The 16,594-nt window shown below is 51.9% G+C and carries 17 protein-coding genes; 6 read left to right on the top strand and 11 right to left on the bottom strand.

The annotated features are described in order from the left end of the window. Positions 1–101: 101 nt before the first annotated feature. From WHR59_RS09860 to yobA, 3 genes are read right to left on the bottom strand one after another with little or no spacing between them, the layout of a single operon-like run. Positions 102–440 carry a YebY family protein gene (locus tag WHR59_RS09860; protein WP_043016684.1) on the bottom strand — a complete coding sequence of 113 codons (339 nt, stop codon included), beginning with the start codon at positions 438–440 and terminating at the stop codon, positions 102–104. Positions 441–460: 20 nt separating this feature from the next. Beyond that, on the bottom strand, positions 461–1,333 hold the full coding sequence (gene copD / locus WHR59_RS09855) for a copper homeostasis membrane protein CopD (RefSeq protein ID WP_172863125.1): 873 nt from the start codon (positions 1,331–1,333) through the stop codon (positions 461–463). A 3-nt stretch (positions 1,334–1,336) separates the two neighbouring features. After that, positions 1,337–1,711 carry a CopC domain-containing protein YobA gene (gene yobA, locus WHR59_RS09850; protein ID WP_047410546.1) on the bottom strand — a complete coding sequence of 125 codons (375 nt, stop codon included), beginning with the start codon at positions 1,709–1,711 and terminating at the stop codon, positions 1,337–1,339. A 143-nt stretch (positions 1,712–1,854) separates the two neighbouring features. Here yobA and WHR59_RS09845 point away from each other — a divergent pair, with 143 nt between their 5' ends. The 3 genes from WHR59_RS09845 to exoX all read left to right on the top strand — a co-directional run bounded on the left by WHR59_RS09845 (position 1,855) and on the right by exoX (position 3,534). Beyond that, positions 1,855–2,085 carry a DNA polymerase III subunit theta gene (locus tag WHR59_RS09845; RefSeq protein WP_003034925.1) on the top strand — a complete coding sequence of 77 codons (231 nt, stop codon included), beginning with the start codon at positions 1,855–1,857 and terminating at the stop codon, positions 2,083–2,085. 106 nt (positions 2,086–2,191) lie between these two features. After that, positions 2,192–2,848, top strand: a complete 657-nt coding sequence (locus WHR59_RS09840; protein WP_043016686.1) for a carbon-nitrogen hydrolase family protein — start codon at positions 2,192–2,194, stop codon at positions 2,846–2,848. Positions 2,849–2,871: 23 nt separating this feature from the next. After that, entirely contained in the window at positions 2,872–3,534 is a 663-nt protein-coding gene (gene exoX / locus WHR59_RS09835) for an exodeoxyribonuclease X (RefSeq protein WP_043016687.1), read from the top strand. A gap of 2 nt (positions 3,535–3,536) precedes the next feature. Here exoX and ptrB read toward each other — a convergent pair whose 3' ends face one another. The 4 genes from ptrB to yebG all read right to left on the bottom strand — a co-directional run bounded on the left by ptrB (position 3,537) and on the right by yebG (position 7,197). Continuing rightward, positions 3,537–5,591, bottom strand: coding sequence for an oligopeptidase B (gene ptrB / locus WHR59_RS09830; protein WP_338843905.1), 2,055 nt, complete (start codon positions 5,589–5,591; stop codon positions 3,537–3,539). 86 nt (positions 5,592–5,677) lie between these two features. Continuing rightward, complete coding sequence (locus tag WHR59_RS09825) at positions 5,678–6,337, bottom strand: tellurite resistance TerB family protein (protein WP_338843904.1); 660 nt, start codon at positions 6,335–6,337, stop codon at positions 5,678–5,680. A 94-nt stretch (positions 6,338–6,431) separates the two neighbouring features. After that, positions 6,432–6,785 carry a protein YebF gene (yebF, locus tag WHR59_RS09820; protein WP_338843903.1) on the bottom strand — a complete coding sequence of 118 codons (354 nt, stop codon included), beginning with the start codon at positions 6,783–6,785 and terminating at the stop codon, positions 6,432–6,434. Positions 6,786–6,906: 121 nt separating this feature from the next. After that, on the bottom strand, positions 6,907–7,197 hold the full coding sequence (gene yebG, locus WHR59_RS09815) for a DNA damage-inducible protein YebG (RefSeq protein WP_032943780.1): 291 nt from the start codon (positions 7,195–7,197) through the stop codon (positions 6,907–6,909). A gap of 132 nt (positions 7,198–7,329) precedes the next feature. On the opposite strand from yebG, the gene purT reads away from it, so the two are divergent. Further along, positions 7,330–8,508: a formate-dependent phosphoribosylglycinamide formyltransferase gene (gene purT, locus WHR59_RS09810; RefSeq protein ID WP_075146018.1), complete on the top strand. Its 1,179-nt coding sequence runs from the start codon at positions 7,330–7,332 to the stop codon at positions 8,506–8,508. Positions 8,509–8,575: 67 nt separating this feature from the next. On the opposite strand, the gene kdgA is transcribed toward purT, so the two are convergent. The 3 genes from kdgA to zwf all read right to left on the bottom strand — a co-directional run bounded on the left by kdgA (position 8,576) and on the right by zwf (position 12,772). Next, positions 8,576–9,217: a bifunctional 4-hydroxy-2-oxoglutarate aldolase/2-dehydro-3-deoxy-phosphogluconate aldolase gene (gene kdgA / locus WHR59_RS09805; protein ID WP_043016693.1), complete on the bottom strand. Its 642-nt coding sequence runs from the start codon at positions 9,215–9,217 to the stop codon at positions 8,576–8,578. A gap of 34 nt (positions 9,218–9,251) precedes the next feature. Next, positions 9,252–11,063: a phosphogluconate dehydratase gene (edd, locus tag WHR59_RS09800; protein WP_338843902.1), complete on the bottom strand. Its 1,812-nt coding sequence runs from the start codon at positions 11,061–11,063 to the stop codon at positions 9,252–9,254. A 233-nt stretch (positions 11,064–11,296) separates the two neighbouring features. Next, the gene (zwf, locus tag WHR59_RS09795) at positions 11,297–12,772 is read right to left on the bottom strand and encodes a glucose-6-phosphate dehydrogenase (protein ID WP_043016695.1); all 1,476 of its coding nucleotides are present in this window, start codon (positions 12,770–12,772) and stop codon (positions 11,297–11,299) included. A 368-nt stretch (positions 12,773–13,140) separates the two neighbouring features. Here zwf and WHR59_RS09790 point away from each other — a divergent pair, with 368 nt between their 5' ends. Together WHR59_RS09790 and pyk are read left to right on the top strand one after the other, a co-directional pair. Further along, positions 13,141–14,010: a MurR/RpiR family transcriptional regulator gene (locus tag WHR59_RS09790; RefSeq protein WP_043017934.1), complete on the top strand. Its 870-nt coding sequence runs from the start codon at positions 13,141–13,143 to the stop codon at positions 14,008–14,010. A 118-nt stretch (positions 14,011–14,128) separates the two neighbouring features. Continuing rightward, a complete protein-coding gene (gene pyk / locus WHR59_RS09785; protein ID WP_047410535.1) occupies positions 14,129–15,571 on the top strand; it encodes a pyruvate kinase in 1,443 nt (480 codons plus the stop codon). 46 nt (positions 15,572–15,617) lie between these two features. Here pyk and lpxM read toward each other — a convergent pair whose 3' ends face one another. Beyond that, complete coding sequence (lpxM, locus tag WHR59_RS09780; protein WP_075146017.1) at positions 15,618–16,589, bottom strand: lauroyl-Kdo(2)-lipid IV(A) myristoyltransferase; 972 nt, start codon at positions 16,587–16,589, stop codon at positions 15,618–15,620. Positions 16,590–16,594: the final 5 nt, after the last annotated feature.

Raw genomic sequence — 16,594 nt, 5'->3', positions numbered from 1 at the left:
AAAAAAAGGACGATTGTCACGCACCCAAACGTAAAAACCGCAAGTTCTCCTGAGAGATCCTTGCGGTTTTTTATTGGAAATCAGAGTGCTACATCTGACAATTAGCAGAGCTTTTCTGCACGCTCCACAAACGGCGCCAGGCTCATTTTTTCGCCCGGTTTCGCCGGATCATCAATCTGGATAATCTCGATCGGCTTTGCCGTGGTTTTCCCGCTCTCCACCTGCTGTCTGGCGACATCATTTAACGGGTATTGCACCAGCGTACTGGGATTGATGACATACAGCGCGTTACCCGGACGGCAGGTCAGCATCACCTCTTCCCGATTAAACGCCCACTTATCTTTACCAACCTCAAAACGGCTGACGGTGATGACCTGTGGCGCAGCCAGTGCGGCCCCGGAGCTTGCCAGTAGTACTAACGAGATAATGATTTTTTTCATGCGTTTTGCCAGTCCATCAATCAGAAAGGTTCGAGAGTTGCAAACAGGCTGACAATCGCCAGCACAACGGCCCCAATTCCCCATTCCAGCTTAGTCATCCAAATAAAATAGAGTGTCATACTGCGGTTATCCTGCCGCATGCGTGGTACCAGAACATACCGATTCACCAGCGCAATCGCCACCATTAGCATTACCAGAGCACCTTTTAACAAAAGTAGTTGCCCGTAAGCCATGTGCCAGGGAACAGAAAAACCGACAATAAACAGCGCATTCATAATACCGGTAAGTAAAACACCGATAACGAAAAGATGCCCGTAGCGGGAGAAACGCATCATGGTGCTGATGGCCTGTTCTCGCCAGCGGCCATGCGCCATTCGCATACAGTAAAGTACGGGGAGCAGGCCACCGAACCAGGCGGCGGCGCATATCAGATGCAAGGCATGGTTAACCTGCTGGATTGCCCCAGTAATGCCACTGTGCAGCGTCGCATGCCCGACGCCAGCCAGCAAAATAAACTGCGCAATCGTCAGCATTAACAGCCGTCGCGGCATGCTACGCGGTACGATAATAACCACCACCAGCGTGACCAGCGCGAGGATAATCTGCCATAACCAGACGCCGCCGAACTGCGTTTGCAACACCGCGCCCCATACATCTGTAGAGATAACATCCCGCCAGCCTGAGCCCATTAACCCACCCTGGATCGCCAGCATCAGCGTCGCGCTGATAAAACTCCACGTTGCGGCATGCCGTTGCAGACGTAAAAAACGACGCATCATTAAACGACGAACCGAAACGGGAGCCAGCCATGCGCCGTAAAGCGCACAGCCAAACACCAGCATCAAAGTGGTAAAATGGATGAACCGTAGTGCAACCCAGGTAAATGCCAGCATCGGTTATTTCACGCTAAAGGTATATTGTCCCTTCGTTTTATGACCATCTACGGAGACGACATGCCAGTCGACCGTATATTTTCCGGCTTCCAGCGTCTGAGCAAGCGGAACAATCAGTTGCGTTTTGTCCTGCTCACTGCGCGACGCTTTGCCCGTTTTGATCTGTTCTTTGTTTGGACCGGTCAACGTTGCACCGCTGAATCCTGGCTCTACGCCTTCAGAGAAATTCAGCGTCAACGCCTGAGGAGATGCCGCAACCTCGGCATTAGCCGCCGGGCTTTGTTTCGTCAGGTGAGCATGAGCCAGGGCGGCAGGCGTGACCAGAACGCTGGCCAGTACGATGAGAGCGTTGCGAAGCATAGATGCAGATGAAGCCATTTCAACTATTCCTTTTTGTTATGTCTAATCTATAGAGAATAACCTTCTACAATGATCGAGTCGAGAATCATCATTTCGGTCTTGCCATTAATGCACACTCTTAGTAACTTTGCGCGCCGAAAGACAGAGAAAAGGAGAAGCCCATGAACATCAATCTGGCCAAACTTGAACAAGCTGAAATGGATAAGGTCAATGTTGACCTGGCCGCGGCGGGTGTCGCATTTAAGGAGCGATACAATATGCCGGTTGTTGCCGAAGTGGTTGAACGTGAACAACCCGAACATTTGCGCGACTGGTTTCGGGAAAGACTCATCGCGCACCGTTTGGCATCTGTTTCCCTTTCGCGTTTACCCTACGAGCCTAAAGTTAAATAAAACTTATATAACGTTACGATTCCTTACATGATGCCTGCTACAGTATAAGTATATCCTTAATCTATAATTTAAGGATGGTTGTAGACACTATGAAAAGGAAATCATTATGTCACACTGGAAAATCGCAGCAGCGCAGTACGAACCTCTTCACACCTCAGTTACCGAACATGTCGCGCATCACCTGCAATTCATTCAGGCAGCAGCTCAATGCCAATGTGAATTGCTGGTTTTCCCCTCCCTTTCGCTATTGGGTTGTGTTGATGAGCATGACGCGCTCCCAGCCCCACCCGATTTATCGTTGTTAGAACCTCTCGCGCATGCCGCCGCGACTTATCGCATGACGATTATTGCGGGACTGCCGGTAGAGCATAACAATCGGTTCGTAAAAGGGATCGCACTTTTCTCTCCCTGGATGACCTCGCCCTTAACGTTTCATCAGAGTCACGGGGCCTGTATCGCCAGACAGCGAAATGCCATTAGCGTTGTGGATAGCCAACCGGAAGGTATCGATATCGACCCGGCTTATTCCCTGTTCACCAGCAGTCAGTCCGTTAGCGAACCCGAATTGCTCTCCTCCACATCTCGTCTACAGAGTTTCTCGCATAAGTTTGCCATTGCTGTATTAATGGCTAATGCGCGTGGCAGCAGCGCATTATGGGATGAGCGAGGTCGATTGATTGTTCGTGCAGACAGCGGTTCCTTACTCTTAACGGGTCAACGCACGCCACGGGGTTGGCAAGGTGATATCATTCCATTACGCTAATCGTTTTGGGTCAGGAGCATGGCATGTTGCGCATAATAGATACAGAAACCTGTGGTCTGCAGGGAGGCATTGTTGAGATTGCTTCTGTCGATGTGGTTGACGGAAAAATAGTCAATCCAATGAGCCACCTGGTGCGTCCTGACCGCCCTATCAGCCCTCAGGCGATGGCTATCCATCGTATTACTGAAGCGATGGTAGCCGATAAGCCGTGGATTGAAGATGTCATCCCGCAATACTACGGCAGCGAGTGGTACGTGGCGCACAATGCCAGCTTTGACCGCCGCGTGTTACCCGACATGCCCGGGGAGTGGATTTGCACCATGAAGCTCTCCCGTCGTTTGTGGCCGGGGATCAAATACAGCAATATGGCGCTGTATAAATCACGTAAGTTGAGCGTCCAGACGCCGTCAGGTCTGCATCATCACCGCGCCCTGTATGACTGCTACATCACTGCGGCACTGCTGATCGACATTATGCAGACGTCAGGCTGGTCAGCAGAACAGATGGTCGATATTACCGGTCGTCCTGCGTTACTCACTACGTTCACTTTTGGTAAGTACCGCGGAAAACCGGTATCAGAAGTGGCTGAACGCGATCCGGGATACTTGCGCTGGTTATTTAATAACCTCGACAGTATGAGCCCGGAGCTGCGCTTAACGCTGAAACACTATCTGGATAACGCCTGAGTTTACGCCTGTCCAGGCAGTGTTCCCTGCGCCAGTCCTACCAAAAATGCGTATTCCAGGGCCACGCCTTCGTAAGATTTAAAACGCCCGGATTTACCGCCGTGCCCGGAATCCATATCCGTGCAGAGCAACAGCAGACGATCGTCCGTTTTCAGCTCACGCAGTTTTGCCACCCATTTTGCCGGTTCCCAGTATTGCACCTGGGAGTCGTGTAATCCCGTCGTAACCAGCAGATGCGGATAATCCTGTGCTGTAACATTGTCATACGGGCTGTAGCTTTTCATGTAGGTGTAATACTCTTCGTCCTGCGGATTACCCCACTCTTCAAACTCACCGGTCGTCAGGGGAATTGACTCATCCAGCATCGTAGTTACCACATCGACAAATGGCACCTGCGCAATGACGCCATGGAAGAGTTCCGGGCGCTCATTAATGGCGACACCCATCAACATTCCTCCGGCACTCCCCCCCATGCCATAACAGAGCGAAGGCGCACCGTAACCCATTTTTAGCAGCGCATCGCAGACGTCGAGGTAATCATTGAAGGTATTTTTCTTGAGCAGAAACTTACCGTCTTCATACCACTGCTGTCCTAACTCACCACCGCCACGCACATGGGCAATGGCATAAACAAAGCCGCGATCCAGTAGGCTCAAGCGACTACTGCTGAAATCGGCGTCCATGCTGGCGCCATACGAACCATAGCCGTAAACCAGTAACGGATTCTTTCCTTTCAGGAAATACTTTTGATGATAAACCAGTGAAACCGGAACCTCGGTGCCATCACGCACGGTGATCCATACGTGTTCGCTGCGGTAATTCACTGCATCAAATCCGGGGACCTCCGTCTGCTTAAGTACGCGACGTTCCCCGGTGTCCATATCCAGTTCAAACAACGTGTCCGGGGTGGTCATGGAGGAATAGCCATAGCGCAGCCGCGATGTCTCCGGCTCTGGATTATAGGCAAGCCAGGTCACATACGCTGGATCGTCAAAAGCGATGCCGACTACTTCGCGCGTTTTACGATTAATCTGTCGCAGGCTGGTTAAGCCTCGCTGGCGCTCCTCCACCACCAGCCAGTCTGTGAACAGCGTAAAACCCTCCAGCATGACGCTATCGCGCGGCGGGATCAGCGTCTCCCAGGCTTGTTCATCTCGCACACGGGTACGGTACAAACCAAAATTTTTACCCTGACGGTTAGAGCGCAGATAAAACGTATGCTGATAGTGATCGAGGCTGTATTCGTGGTCTTTGCGCCGGGCTAAAAAGACTAACGGCTCGGCATCCGCCAGTTCTGCATCAAGCAGCAAAACCTCACTGGTGGTCGCACTGGCGATATGAATAACCACATAGTGAAGCGAGGTGGTTTTATGCAGGCTGACATAAAACATATCATCGGCTTCTTCATACACCAGCTCATCCAGTGACGATGGCGAGCCGACGATATGCCGCCAAACCTGATACGGAAGCAGCGTGGTTGCATGTTTGCGCACGTAATAGAAGGTCTGCGAGTCATTTGCCCAGACCAGGTCTGCTTCAACGTTGTCCAGCACTTCAGGATACCAGTTGCCGCTTTGCAGATTGCGAAAACGCACGCCATATTGCCGACGAGAGAGATAATCTTCGGCCAGTGCCATGATAGTGTTATCCGGCGATATCGCCAGCCCTCCCAGCGTATAAAACTCACTGTGGGCTGCTCGCTGGTTACCATCCAGCAGGGTGTCCCATCCATCCCACTCTTCACTGAAGGCAGACTGACGCTGGTAAATGGCATACTCGCACCCCGGTTCATAAATATGCCGGTAGCGATAACCATTCTTCACATAAGGGGCGGATGCATCCTGGGGCGGGATTCGGTCGATAATCTCTTTCAGGATGCGATCCTGCAAGGCCTGTTGCGAGGCCATAATCTGGCGGCCATACGCATTTTCTTGTTGCAGATAATCCAGTACTTCCGGCTGCGAGCGGGTGTCATCTCGCAACCAGTAATAATTATCAACACGAGTATCGCCATGCTGCGTCATGGCGTGGGGAATACGAGAAGCTTTTGGTAGCATGTCATTGTTCTTTTGCTTAATCATCCTATAAGGGTGGCAAAAGACAGCAATGATGCAAGCGAAACATGCGCCTTAGCGGTAAGTAATTAACCCGGTAAAGCCTGTTTTTGTTCTTTGAGATCCTGTTCAATGCCTTCACGAACATCCTGCGGGATCTTCAGCGCATCGCCCAGCGCGTTCAGATAGCTACGCTCCATAAAGTGGTCGATATCAATCGCCGCACAGCTCAGGAAGTAAATTTCCAGCGCTTCTTCTTCGTTGCGGATACCTTGTGCCAGGCGTTGAGGATCTAGCGGTTGTTCGATGGCGCGCTCAATCAGAACTCGCCCCTGCTCTTCAACGCCCGCTTCGCGGAGTTGCTGCTCAATGGCGGTACGTTCTTTAGCATCAATATGACCATCGCTTTTCGCCGCAAAAACCAGCGCGAGGATCAGACGTTCAGTTCGCTCATCCAGCGGTGAGCTTTGTGCGCCGAACTGCTGTTCATCCTGATGCGCAGCGCGAACCTTATCCTTGTATTTGTTCCATAACACGGTACCGGCAACTGCCCCACCACCAACTAAAAGCGCGCTGGTGCCGTATTTACTCAGTAATTTACGTGAAGATTTATTGGCAACCAGTAATCCTGCCAGACCGCCTAACGCGCCCGGAACCAGAAGTTTACTCAGCCCTTGCTCGCCAGAAGATGACGCGGAGGATCCTTTTTGCCCAAGAAGAGATTGTAGTTGATTTAGCCAGTTAGCCATTTTGCCCCTCAAGTACAGACGAATAATCATCAAAGCGTACCCGAGGGGATGTCAGGAAGTGTTCAGGTCATCAAAAGATGTGCAAATACCTTCGTTATTGCGGCTTATACTCCGCCGTTCCGGCCTTGCAGTCGACTTTTACCTGATAGTGAATATCCGCGCTTTTACCGCGAACCGTCAGGGGAACTGACCATTTCCCGTCTTTGCCCGTAATATCGGGCGTGTTGACCCAGGCGACAGGGTCGGCCTGACCAACGCGTTTTTGATCGTCAGCCCAGCGGGAGATGCGATTTTGCTGATAATCACGTTTCACGCTCGCCGCAATGCCGTTTGAATCCAGTCCTTCACACTTGGGGAACTGAACATTCTTGCTTTCCGTATTTGCCGCAAACACAGATACGCTGGCGGACAACAACAGCAGGCTCAGTAACGCTCTTTTTTTATACATTCTTTTCTCCTTAATCTCCCCTTCGCCATTCATGTTGCCTGTAGCAACGTGAAATGACGTCAGGGATTGCACAATGATTCAGGGAAAAGCATGGTACAAAACGTCAGGAGCGCAAGTCGTTTCAGGCAGCCTGAGTATCATCCTCAGTGTGCGCGTCGTTTTCGACCGCCTGCGGCGATGGCAGTTTGCCATTTTTCAGAATGGCGCTCAGCACATCCTTTTGCTCAGCCAGCCACAGGGAAAGTGCTTCACGCTGCTCGTCTTCGAGCGCTACCGGCGATTGTTCCAGCCATGTGTCGAGCAAATCCGCTGTGTCCAGCATTTTGTCATACGCATCGGCTTCCTTTTTGCTGGTAAACGACATTTTTTCCTCACCTTCCCGAATGACTACGTATTTAACTTCAACCGCCATTTTTGCAGCCTCTCAAATTACCTGTATTTATGTACAGTATATTCTTTTTACGCCTCGAAATCAACCTGGTAATAAAGACAGACGCAAACGTTTTCGTATATACTGCGCCCAGATAAAACAGGGGAATAATTTATGACGTTATTAGGCACAGCGCTGCGTCCCGCAGCAACGCGAGTGATGTTATTAGGTTCAGGTGAACTGGGTAAAGAGGTGGCGATTGAATGCCAACGCCTGGGCGTGGAAGTCATTGCCGTGGATCGTTACCCCGACGCGCCAGCTATGCATGTTGCCCATCGTTCATACGTAATCAACATGCTGGATGGCGATGCATTACGCCAGCTCGTGGAGCGTGAAAAACCAGATTATATCGTGCCCGAAATAGAGGCGATTGCCACAGATATGCTGGTAACACTGGAACAGGAAGGCCAACGCGTCGTGCCGTGTGCCAGGGCGACGCAACTGACCATGAACCGCGAGGGGATCCGTCGACTGGCCGCCGAAGAATTGTCTTTGCCGACCTCTTCTTACCGCTTTGCTGACAGCGAAGCCCGCTTTCGTGAGGCTGTCGCCGAAATCGGCTACCCCTGCATTGTGAAGCCGGTAATGAGTTCCTCCGGGAAGGGACAAAGCTTTATTCGTTCCGCCGATCGGCTCACCGAGGCCTGGGACTATGCTCAGCAGGGAGGCCGGGCAGGCGCCGGACGCGTTATCGTCGAAGGCGTAGTGAATTTTGATTTTGAAATCACCCTGCTTACCGTCAGCGCAGTTGATGGCGTCCATTTCTGCGCGCCGGTAGGACATCGTCAGGAAGATGGCGATTATCGTGAATCCTGGCAGCCGCAGCAGATGAGTGACCTGGCACTGATGCGCGCGCAGGAGATTGCCCGTAAGGTGGTGCTGGCGCTTGGCGGCCATGGACTGTTTGGCGTGGAGCTGTTTGTCTGCGGTGATGAGGTGATTTTCAGCGAAGTTTCCCCTCGCCCTCACGACACGGGTATGGTGACCTTGATTTCGCAGGATCTGTCCGAGTTTGCCCTACACGTACGCGCATTTCTCGGTCTGCCCGTTGGCGCAATCCGCCAGTATGGACCTTCTGCTTCCGCCGTTATCCTGCCGCAACTTACCAGCCAGAATATCACGTTTGATAACGTGCAGGCCGCTGTAGGTGCGGGTATGCAAGTGCGTTTCTTTGGCAAGCCGGAAATCGACGGGAGCCGTCGTCTGGGCGTTGTGCTGGCCACAGCACAGAGCATTGAAGATGCGGTGATACGCGCGAAAGACGCAGCCGCACAGGTGAAAGTCGCAGGATAAAAACCAGACCCGTAGGTCGGATAAAGCATTGCTGCCGTATCTGACCTACGGTTTACGCATTAACGGATTACTGCTTCGCGCCTTCTACTGCTTCACGAGCCAGCTTAGTAATGCGATCGTAATCCCCCGCTTCCAGCGCATCTGCAGGAACCAGCCAGGAACCGCCGATGCACAGCACGCTTTTCAGTGCCAGGTAATCGCGGTAGTTAGACGGGGAAATACCACCAGTTGGGCAGAAACGGACCTGAGAGAACGGACCCGCAATCGCCTGCAGTGCTTTAGTACCACCGTTCGCTTCCGCCGGGAAGAATTTGAATTCTTTCAAACCGTAGTCCATACCCAGCATCAGTTCAGAAACGGTGCTGATACCAGGGATCAGCGGAATAGTGCCTTCGGTTGCAGCCTTCAGCAGCGGCTCGGTCAGGCCCGGGCTGATAGCAAACTGCGCACCGGCTTCGGTCACTTCAGCCAGCTGTTGTGGGTTCAGTACGGTACCCGCGCCAACGATAGCGTCTGGAACTTCTTTGGCGATCGCGCGAATGGCATCCATCGCACATGCGGTACGTAAGGTCACTTCCAGAACGCGCACGCCCCCTGCAACCAGCGCTTTTGCCATCGGCACCGCGTGTTCCAGTTTATTAACCACAATAACCGGTACAACCGGGCCAGTGGTCAGGATTGCTTCTGCACTTGTCTTCCAGTTTTTCATCAGAGTTTTCTCTCGCCTGATTACAAAATAAGTCTTAAAAAGTGATACAGGTTGCGCCCTGCTCCGCACCGGACAGCTTTTCACGCAACGCGCTGAACATTTCACGGCCTGTACCCACGCGCGATGCGCTGAGGTCAGGAATGTGAGGCTGACGAGAGGCAAGTTCCTCTTCATCAACCAGCAGCGTCAATTCACCTGTCTGTCCATTCACACGAATGATGTCGCCATCGCGTACTTTTGCCAGCAACCCGCCATCATAGGCTTCCGGGGTTACATGGATTGCTGAAGGCACTTTACCTGAAGCACCTGAAAGTCGTCCATCTGTAACTAACGCAATTTTGAAACAACGGTCCAATAATACACCAAGTGGCGGCATGAGTTTATGTAATTCTGGCATTCCGTTCGCTTTTGGTCCCTGATGGCGCACAACCACCACGCAATCCCGATCAAGCAGACCCGCATCGAAGGCCGGTAACACATCATGCTGACTTTCAAAAACGACTGCCGGTGCTTCAATTACCTGATTTTCTACCGGGACCGCCGACGTCTTCATCACTGCTCGACCAAGGTTTCCGCTCAGCACTTTGGTGCCGCCATGGTGGGAGAACGGTTGGTCAAAGGTGGCAATCACATTGCTGTCCAACGACTTCGCCGCCCCTTCACGCCAGTCCAGTTCACCCTCGTTGAGCCAGGGTTCCATGGTGTAACGTGATAAACCGAACCCGGCAACGGTGTTCACATCTTCATGCAGCAGACCCGCGTTAAGCAGTTCTCGCATTAACACCGGCACACCACCCGCGGCCTGGAAGTGGTTAATATCTGCCGGACCATTCGGGTACAAACGCGCCATCAGCGGCACGATATCGGACAGATCGGAGAAGTCGTCCCAGTTAATCAGTATCCCGGCCGCACGCGCCATCGCTACCAGGTGCATCGTATGGTTAGTTGAGCCCCCGGTCGCCAGCAGCGCGACAATACCGTTCACCACAACTTTTTCATCAATCATTTTACCGATCGGCATCCATTCATTGCCGTTTCCAGTCAGGCGCGTGACCTGACGGGCTGCCGCCGCGGTCAGTGCTTCGCGTAATGGCGCATCCGGGTGCACGAATGAGGAGCCTGGCAGTTGCATCCCCATAAACTCCACCACCATCTGGTTGGTGTTCGCGGTGCCATAGAACGTACAGGTACCCGGTGCGTGATAAGACGCCGCTTCGGATTCAAGAAGCGCCATGCGATCGACTTTACCTTCAGCATACAGCTGACGGATACGCACTTTTTCTTTATTCGCCAGACCGCTCGCCATCGGACCGGAAGGAATAAAGATTGAAGGCAGATGACCAAATGACAGCGCCGCCATCACCAGGCCCGGGACAATTTTGTCGCACACGCCGAGGAACAACGCGCCGTCGAACATATTGTGGGAAAGGCCTACTGCAGCCGACATCGCAATCACTTCACGACTCAGCAGGGAAAGCTCCATCCCATCCTGGCCCTGGGTCACACCGTCGCACATGGCAGGCACACCGCCCGCAACCTGGCCTACAGCATTGGCTTCATGTAGCGCTTTACGAATGATGGTCGGATAGTGTTCATACGGCTGATGCGCGGAGAGCATGTCGTTATAGGAGGTAATGATCGCGATATTGTTACGCAGCATGCTTTTCAGCGAAGTCTTGTCGTCCGGCTGACACGCAGCAAAACCATGCGCCAGGTTACCGCATGCCAGCTGTGAGCGATGAACGGTAGTTGATTTCGCTTGTTCAATACGGGCGAGGTAGGCGGAACGTGTGTCACGAGAACGTTCGACGATACGTTGTGTTACGCGTAACAAATTCGGATTCATAGAGGCTCCTAAAATTTATCTGTCAGAGCGTTGGATCAACAATGTGTTTCAGTTGGGTTAAAAATGGCTGAATCGCTTGTTAGCCGCAGCTCAGGGGCAAAATCGTTTCAGGCAGTGTAATAAAAAAAGCCCCGCGGGTGAATCCACGCGGAGCTTAAAAGTGCAAAAATTATTCTACAATCTGTGTTAGATCATGTTACCGGTAAAATAACACCTATGGGCTAGATGATATTTTACTCAAACTCGTTCCAGGAACGACCATCACGGGTGATCATGGCCACAGAAGCAACCGGTCCCCAGGTGCCTGCCTGATACGGCTTCGGCGCGTCGTTGTCCATCGCCCATGCTTCGGTAATGGAGTCGACCCACTTCCATGCTTCTTCAACTTCATCACGGCGCACAAACAGCGCCTGAATGCCGCGCATCGTTTCAAGCAGCAGGCGCTCGTAGGCGTCGGCAAGGTGCGTCTGGTTGAAGGTTTCGGAATAGCTCAGATCAAGCTTGGTAATTTGCAGATTATGCTTGTGATCCAGACCCGGTACTTTGTTCAGTACCTGGATATCGACACCTTCATCAGGCTGCAAACGGATGGTCAGCTTGTTCTGCGGTAGATCCTGCCAGGACTCTCTGAACAGGTTCAGCTCAGGCGTTTTGAAGTAAACCACGACTTCAGAGCACTTCGTCGGCAAACGTTTACCGGTACGCAGGTAGAAAGGAACACCCGCCCAGCGCCAGTTATCGATATCCACACGGATCGCCACAAACGTTTCCGTGTTGCTGCTCTTGTTCGCGCCTTCTTCTTCCAGATATCCCGGAACTTTTTTGCCCTGGGCAAAACCGGCGGTGTACTGGCCGCGAACTGTTTTTTCCCGTACGTTCGAACGATCGATGCGACGCAGTGATTTCAGTACTTTCACTTTTTCATCACGGATGCTGTCAGCGCTCAGATCGGACGGTGGAGACATCGCGATCATGCACAGAATTTGCAGCAGGTGGTTCTGGATCATATCGCGCATTTGACCAGCCTGGTCAAAATAGCCCCAGCGCCCTTCAATACCCACCTCTTCCGCCACGGTAATTTCTACGTGATCGATAGTGCGGTTATCCCAGTTGTTCACAAACAGGGAGTTGGCAAAACGCAGTGCCAGCAGGTTCAGAACCGTCTCTTTGCCGAGATAGTGGTCGATGCGGTAAACCTGACACTCTTCGAAATACTCGCCAACCTGATCGTTGATTTCACGGGATGTTGCCAGTGACGTACCCAGCGGTTTTTCCATCACGACGCGGGCTGGTTTAGCATTCAGCTTTGCTTCACCCAGACCTTTGCAGATCGCGCCGAAGGTACTCGGCGGCATCGCAAAATAGTTGATGGTGGTACGCGATTTTTGATCCAGCATTTTGCCCAGACGTTTAAACGCGGCTGTGTCATTGACGTCCAGATTACAAAACTCCAGACGACCGCTGAGGGTCTCCCATAAACCTTCATCGATTTTTTCTTTCATGAAGGTTTCGAGCGCTTCGCGCACAACCTTGGTATAGGCTGCTTTGTCCCAGTCGGCACGCCCAACCCCAATGATGCGGGTTTCAGGGTTAATCTGTCCGGCCTTTTCCAGTTGATACAGGGAAGGCAGCAATTTTCGCCGCGCCAGGTCGCCCTTTGCGCCGAAAATGACCAGATCACATGCCTGGGCTGTTTGCGTTACCGCCATGTCATTCTCCTCAATTAAGTGCCTGGTGCTTTTGCCAGACACTGGTTGTAATTTTATTACACTGCACTGTACTGCTTTTACGTGAATCCGGAAACCGTAAACGCTTATCCAGCCGTGCTGTTACCGTGAACAGCCGCTTTATTACCATTTCCCGTCGCAAAATGGACAAAAAAGTCGTCTTTTTTCGTACCCATGAAGAAGTAAGAAAACCAGACTCTGATCATGTAATGAAAAAAAACAACAACTATTCTGTCCATTTTGCCCCGTTGCTGCATCAGCGGGGGTACTATCTATACACTGAATCAAGCCCCGGTTTCCCCATATCGCTGAAATCGTTTTTGCCCATGACCCATGAGTCTACCTACATCATGAATATGCTGGAAAAAATCCAGTTAAAACTGGAACAGTTGAGCAAGTCAGAGCGTAAAGTCGCCGACATTATTCTTGTCTCTCCCGAGCGAGCAATCCATTCAAGCATCGCCGCACTAGCTGTAGAAGCCAACGTCAGCGAGCCGACGGTGAACCGTTTCTGTCGCAGCATGGATACCCGTGGCTTTCCTGATTTTAAACTGCATTTGGCGCAAAGTCTGGCAAATGGCACCCCTTATGTTAATCGTAATGTGGATGAGGATGACAGCGTTGAATCTTACACAGGGAAAATCTTCGAATCAGCGATGGCAAGCCTCGATCACGTTCGCCAGTCGCTGGATAACGCGGCGGTAAATCGGGCGGTAGATTTATTAACCCAGGCGAAGAAAATTGCTTTCTTTGGCCTGGGTTCTTCGGCCGCGGTAGCGCATGACGCGATGAATAAATTTTTCCGCTTTAACGTACCGGTCATCTATTCCGACGATATTGTTCTGCAACGCATGAGTTGTATGAATTGTAGCGACGACGACGTCATTGTGCTTATTTCCCATACTGGAAGGACCAAAAGCCTGGTTGAACTGGCGCAGTTGGCGCGGGAAAACGACGCCATGGTTATCGCCCTCACCTCTCCCGGCACGCCACTAGCGCGTGAAGCAACGCTGGCAATTACCCTCGATGTACCGGAAGATACTGACATTTATATGCCCATGGTCTCTCGACTTGCTCAACTGACCGTGATAGATGTGCTGGCTACAGGATTTACTTTGCGCCGTGGGGCAAAATTTAGAGATAACTTGAAGCGTGTCAAGGAAGCGCTCAAGGAATCGCGTTTTGATAAAGAATTACTCATCAAGAGTGATGACCGCTAAAAGCAATAACAATGTTCTACCCTTTTATCATCCGGGTCGTTCATTTACCGTTAATGTTTGAGAACGGCCGGATTAATGTTCACGCAACACCAAGTTGTTTCAGTCAACGGAGTATTACATGTCCAGAAGGCTTCGCAGAACCAAAATCGTAACCACGTTAGGCCCGGCAACTGACCGCGATAACAACCTTGAAAAGATTATCGCCGCGGGTGCAAACGTCGTACGTATGAACTTTTCTCACGGCTCTCCAGAAGATCACAAACTGCGGGCGGATAAGGTCCGTGAAATTGCCGCAAAACTGGGACGTCATGTAGCTATTTTGGGTGACCTGCAGGGACCTAAAATCCGCGTATCTACCTTTAAAGAAGGTAAAGTATTTCTTAACGTTGGCGACAAGTTCCTGTTAGACGCCAATCTCGGTAAAGGCGAAGGCGACAAAGAAAAAGTCGGTATTGATTATAAAGGTCTCCCTGCTGACGTCGTGCCAGGCGATATCCTGCTGCTCGATGATGGTCGCGTACAGCTTAAAGTGCTGGAAGTTCAGGGTATGAAGGTCTTCACCGAAGTCACCGTCGGTGGCCCGCTGTCTAACAATAAAGGCATAAACAAACTGGGCGGCGGTCTCTCTGCTGAAGCCCTGACCGAAAAAGACAAAGCTGACATCATCACCGCTGCGCAAATCAGCGTTGACTATCTGGCCGTCTCCTTCCCGCGCTGCGGCGAAGACCTGAACTATGCCCGCCGTCTGGCGCGCGACGCAGGTTGCGATGCGAAAATTGTCGCCAAGGTAGAGCGTGCTGAAGCCGTCTGCGACCAGAATGCGATGGATGACATCATTCTGGCTTCCGACGTGGTGATGGTCGCACGTGGCGACCTGGGCGTTGAAATTGGCGATCCTGAGCTGGTAGGTATTCAGAAAGCGTTGATTCGTCGCGCACGTCAGCTGAACCGTGCGGTTATTACCGCTACGCAGATGATGGAATCGATGATCACCAACCCAATGCCAACCCGTGCGGAAGTGATGGACGTGGCTAACGCCGTTCTCGACGGTACCGATGCCGTCATGCTCTCTGCAGAAACAGCAGCAGGTCAGTACCCGGCGGAAACCGTCTCGGCCATGGCGCGCGTCTGTCTGGGCGCCGAGAAAATCCCGAGCATCAACGTTTCTAAACACCGCCTTGACGTGCAGTTTGATAACGTTGAAGAAGCGATTGCCATGTCAGCGATGTATGCCGCTAACCACCTGAAAGGAGTGACCGCTATCATCGCAATGACAGAGTCCGGTCGTACTGCGCTGATGACGTCTCGTATCAGTTCCGGCCTGCCAATTTTCGCGATGTCTCGTCATGAACGTACGCTGAATCTGACCTCTCTGTATCGCGGCGTCACCCCGGTTCACTTTGACAGCGAAACAGATGGCGTCGTTGCCGCCAATGAAGCAGTGAACCTGCTGCGAGATAAAGGCTATCTGGTTTCCGGCGACCTGGTGATTGTGACCCAGGGCGATGTTATGAGCACCATTGGCTCAACCAACACCACGCGTATTCTGACCGTCGAGTAACGCCAACGTTTGATGTAAAAAAGCCTCTCGTTTGAGAGGCTTTTTTTTATTTCTTCGGATAGAGATCTTTACGCTTATAGGGCTCAATTTCACCAGGCTTACGCGTCTTAAGCAGTTTCAGAATCCAGGTGTATTGCTCAAGGTGCGGCGTCACAAAGATTTCCACCTCTTCGTTCATTCGTCTGGCAATGGTGTGGTCATCCGCCGTCAGGATGTCATCCATCGGAGGACGGACCTGAATCGTCAGACGGTGCGTTTTCCCATCATAGACCGGGAACAGCGGTACCACGCGGGCGTGACAGACCTTCATCAAGCGACCAATTGCCGGTAACGTTGCTTTATAGGTAGCAAAAAAATCGACAAACTCACTGTGCTCAGGACCATGGTCCTGATCCGGCAGGTAGTATCCCCAATATCCCTGACGGACAGACTGAATAAACGGTTTGATGCCGTCATTACGCGCATGTAATCGACCACCGAAACGACGGCGCACCGTGTTCCACACATAATCGAATACCGGGTTCCCCTGATTGTGGAACATCGCTGCCATTTTCTGTCCCTGGGAAGCCATCAACATCGCCGGGATATCTACGCCCCAGCCATGAGGAACGAGAAAAATCACTTTTTCATCGTTGCGACGCATCTCTTCGATGATTTCCAGACCCTGCCAGTCAACCCGGTTCTGAATTTTTTCCGGACCACGTATGGCGAGTTCCGCCATCATCACCATTGCCTGAGGCGCAGTCGCAAACATGTCATCGACAATGGCTTCGCGCTCAGCTTCGCTACGTTCAGGAAAACACAGGGATAAATTGATCAGCGCTCTGCGACGTGAGCTTTTCCCCAATCGTCCGGCCAGGCGTCCGAGCTTTGCCAGAACAGGATCGCGAAATGATGCCGGCGTTAACGCAATCCCTGCTATCGCCGCCACGCCCAGCCAGGCGCCCCAGTAGCGCGGATAGCGAAATGATTTATTAAACTCAGGGATATACTCAATATTCTTTTTTTTCGTTTCCATGCTCT

It is taken from the genome of Citrobacter europaeus (assembly GCF_037482245.1).
Taxonomy (GTDB): domain Bacteria; phylum Pseudomonadota; class Gammaproteobacteria; order Enterobacterales; family Enterobacteriaceae; genus Citrobacter; species Citrobacter europaeus.
This window is presented reverse-complemented; position numbering and strand designations above follow the sequence as displayed.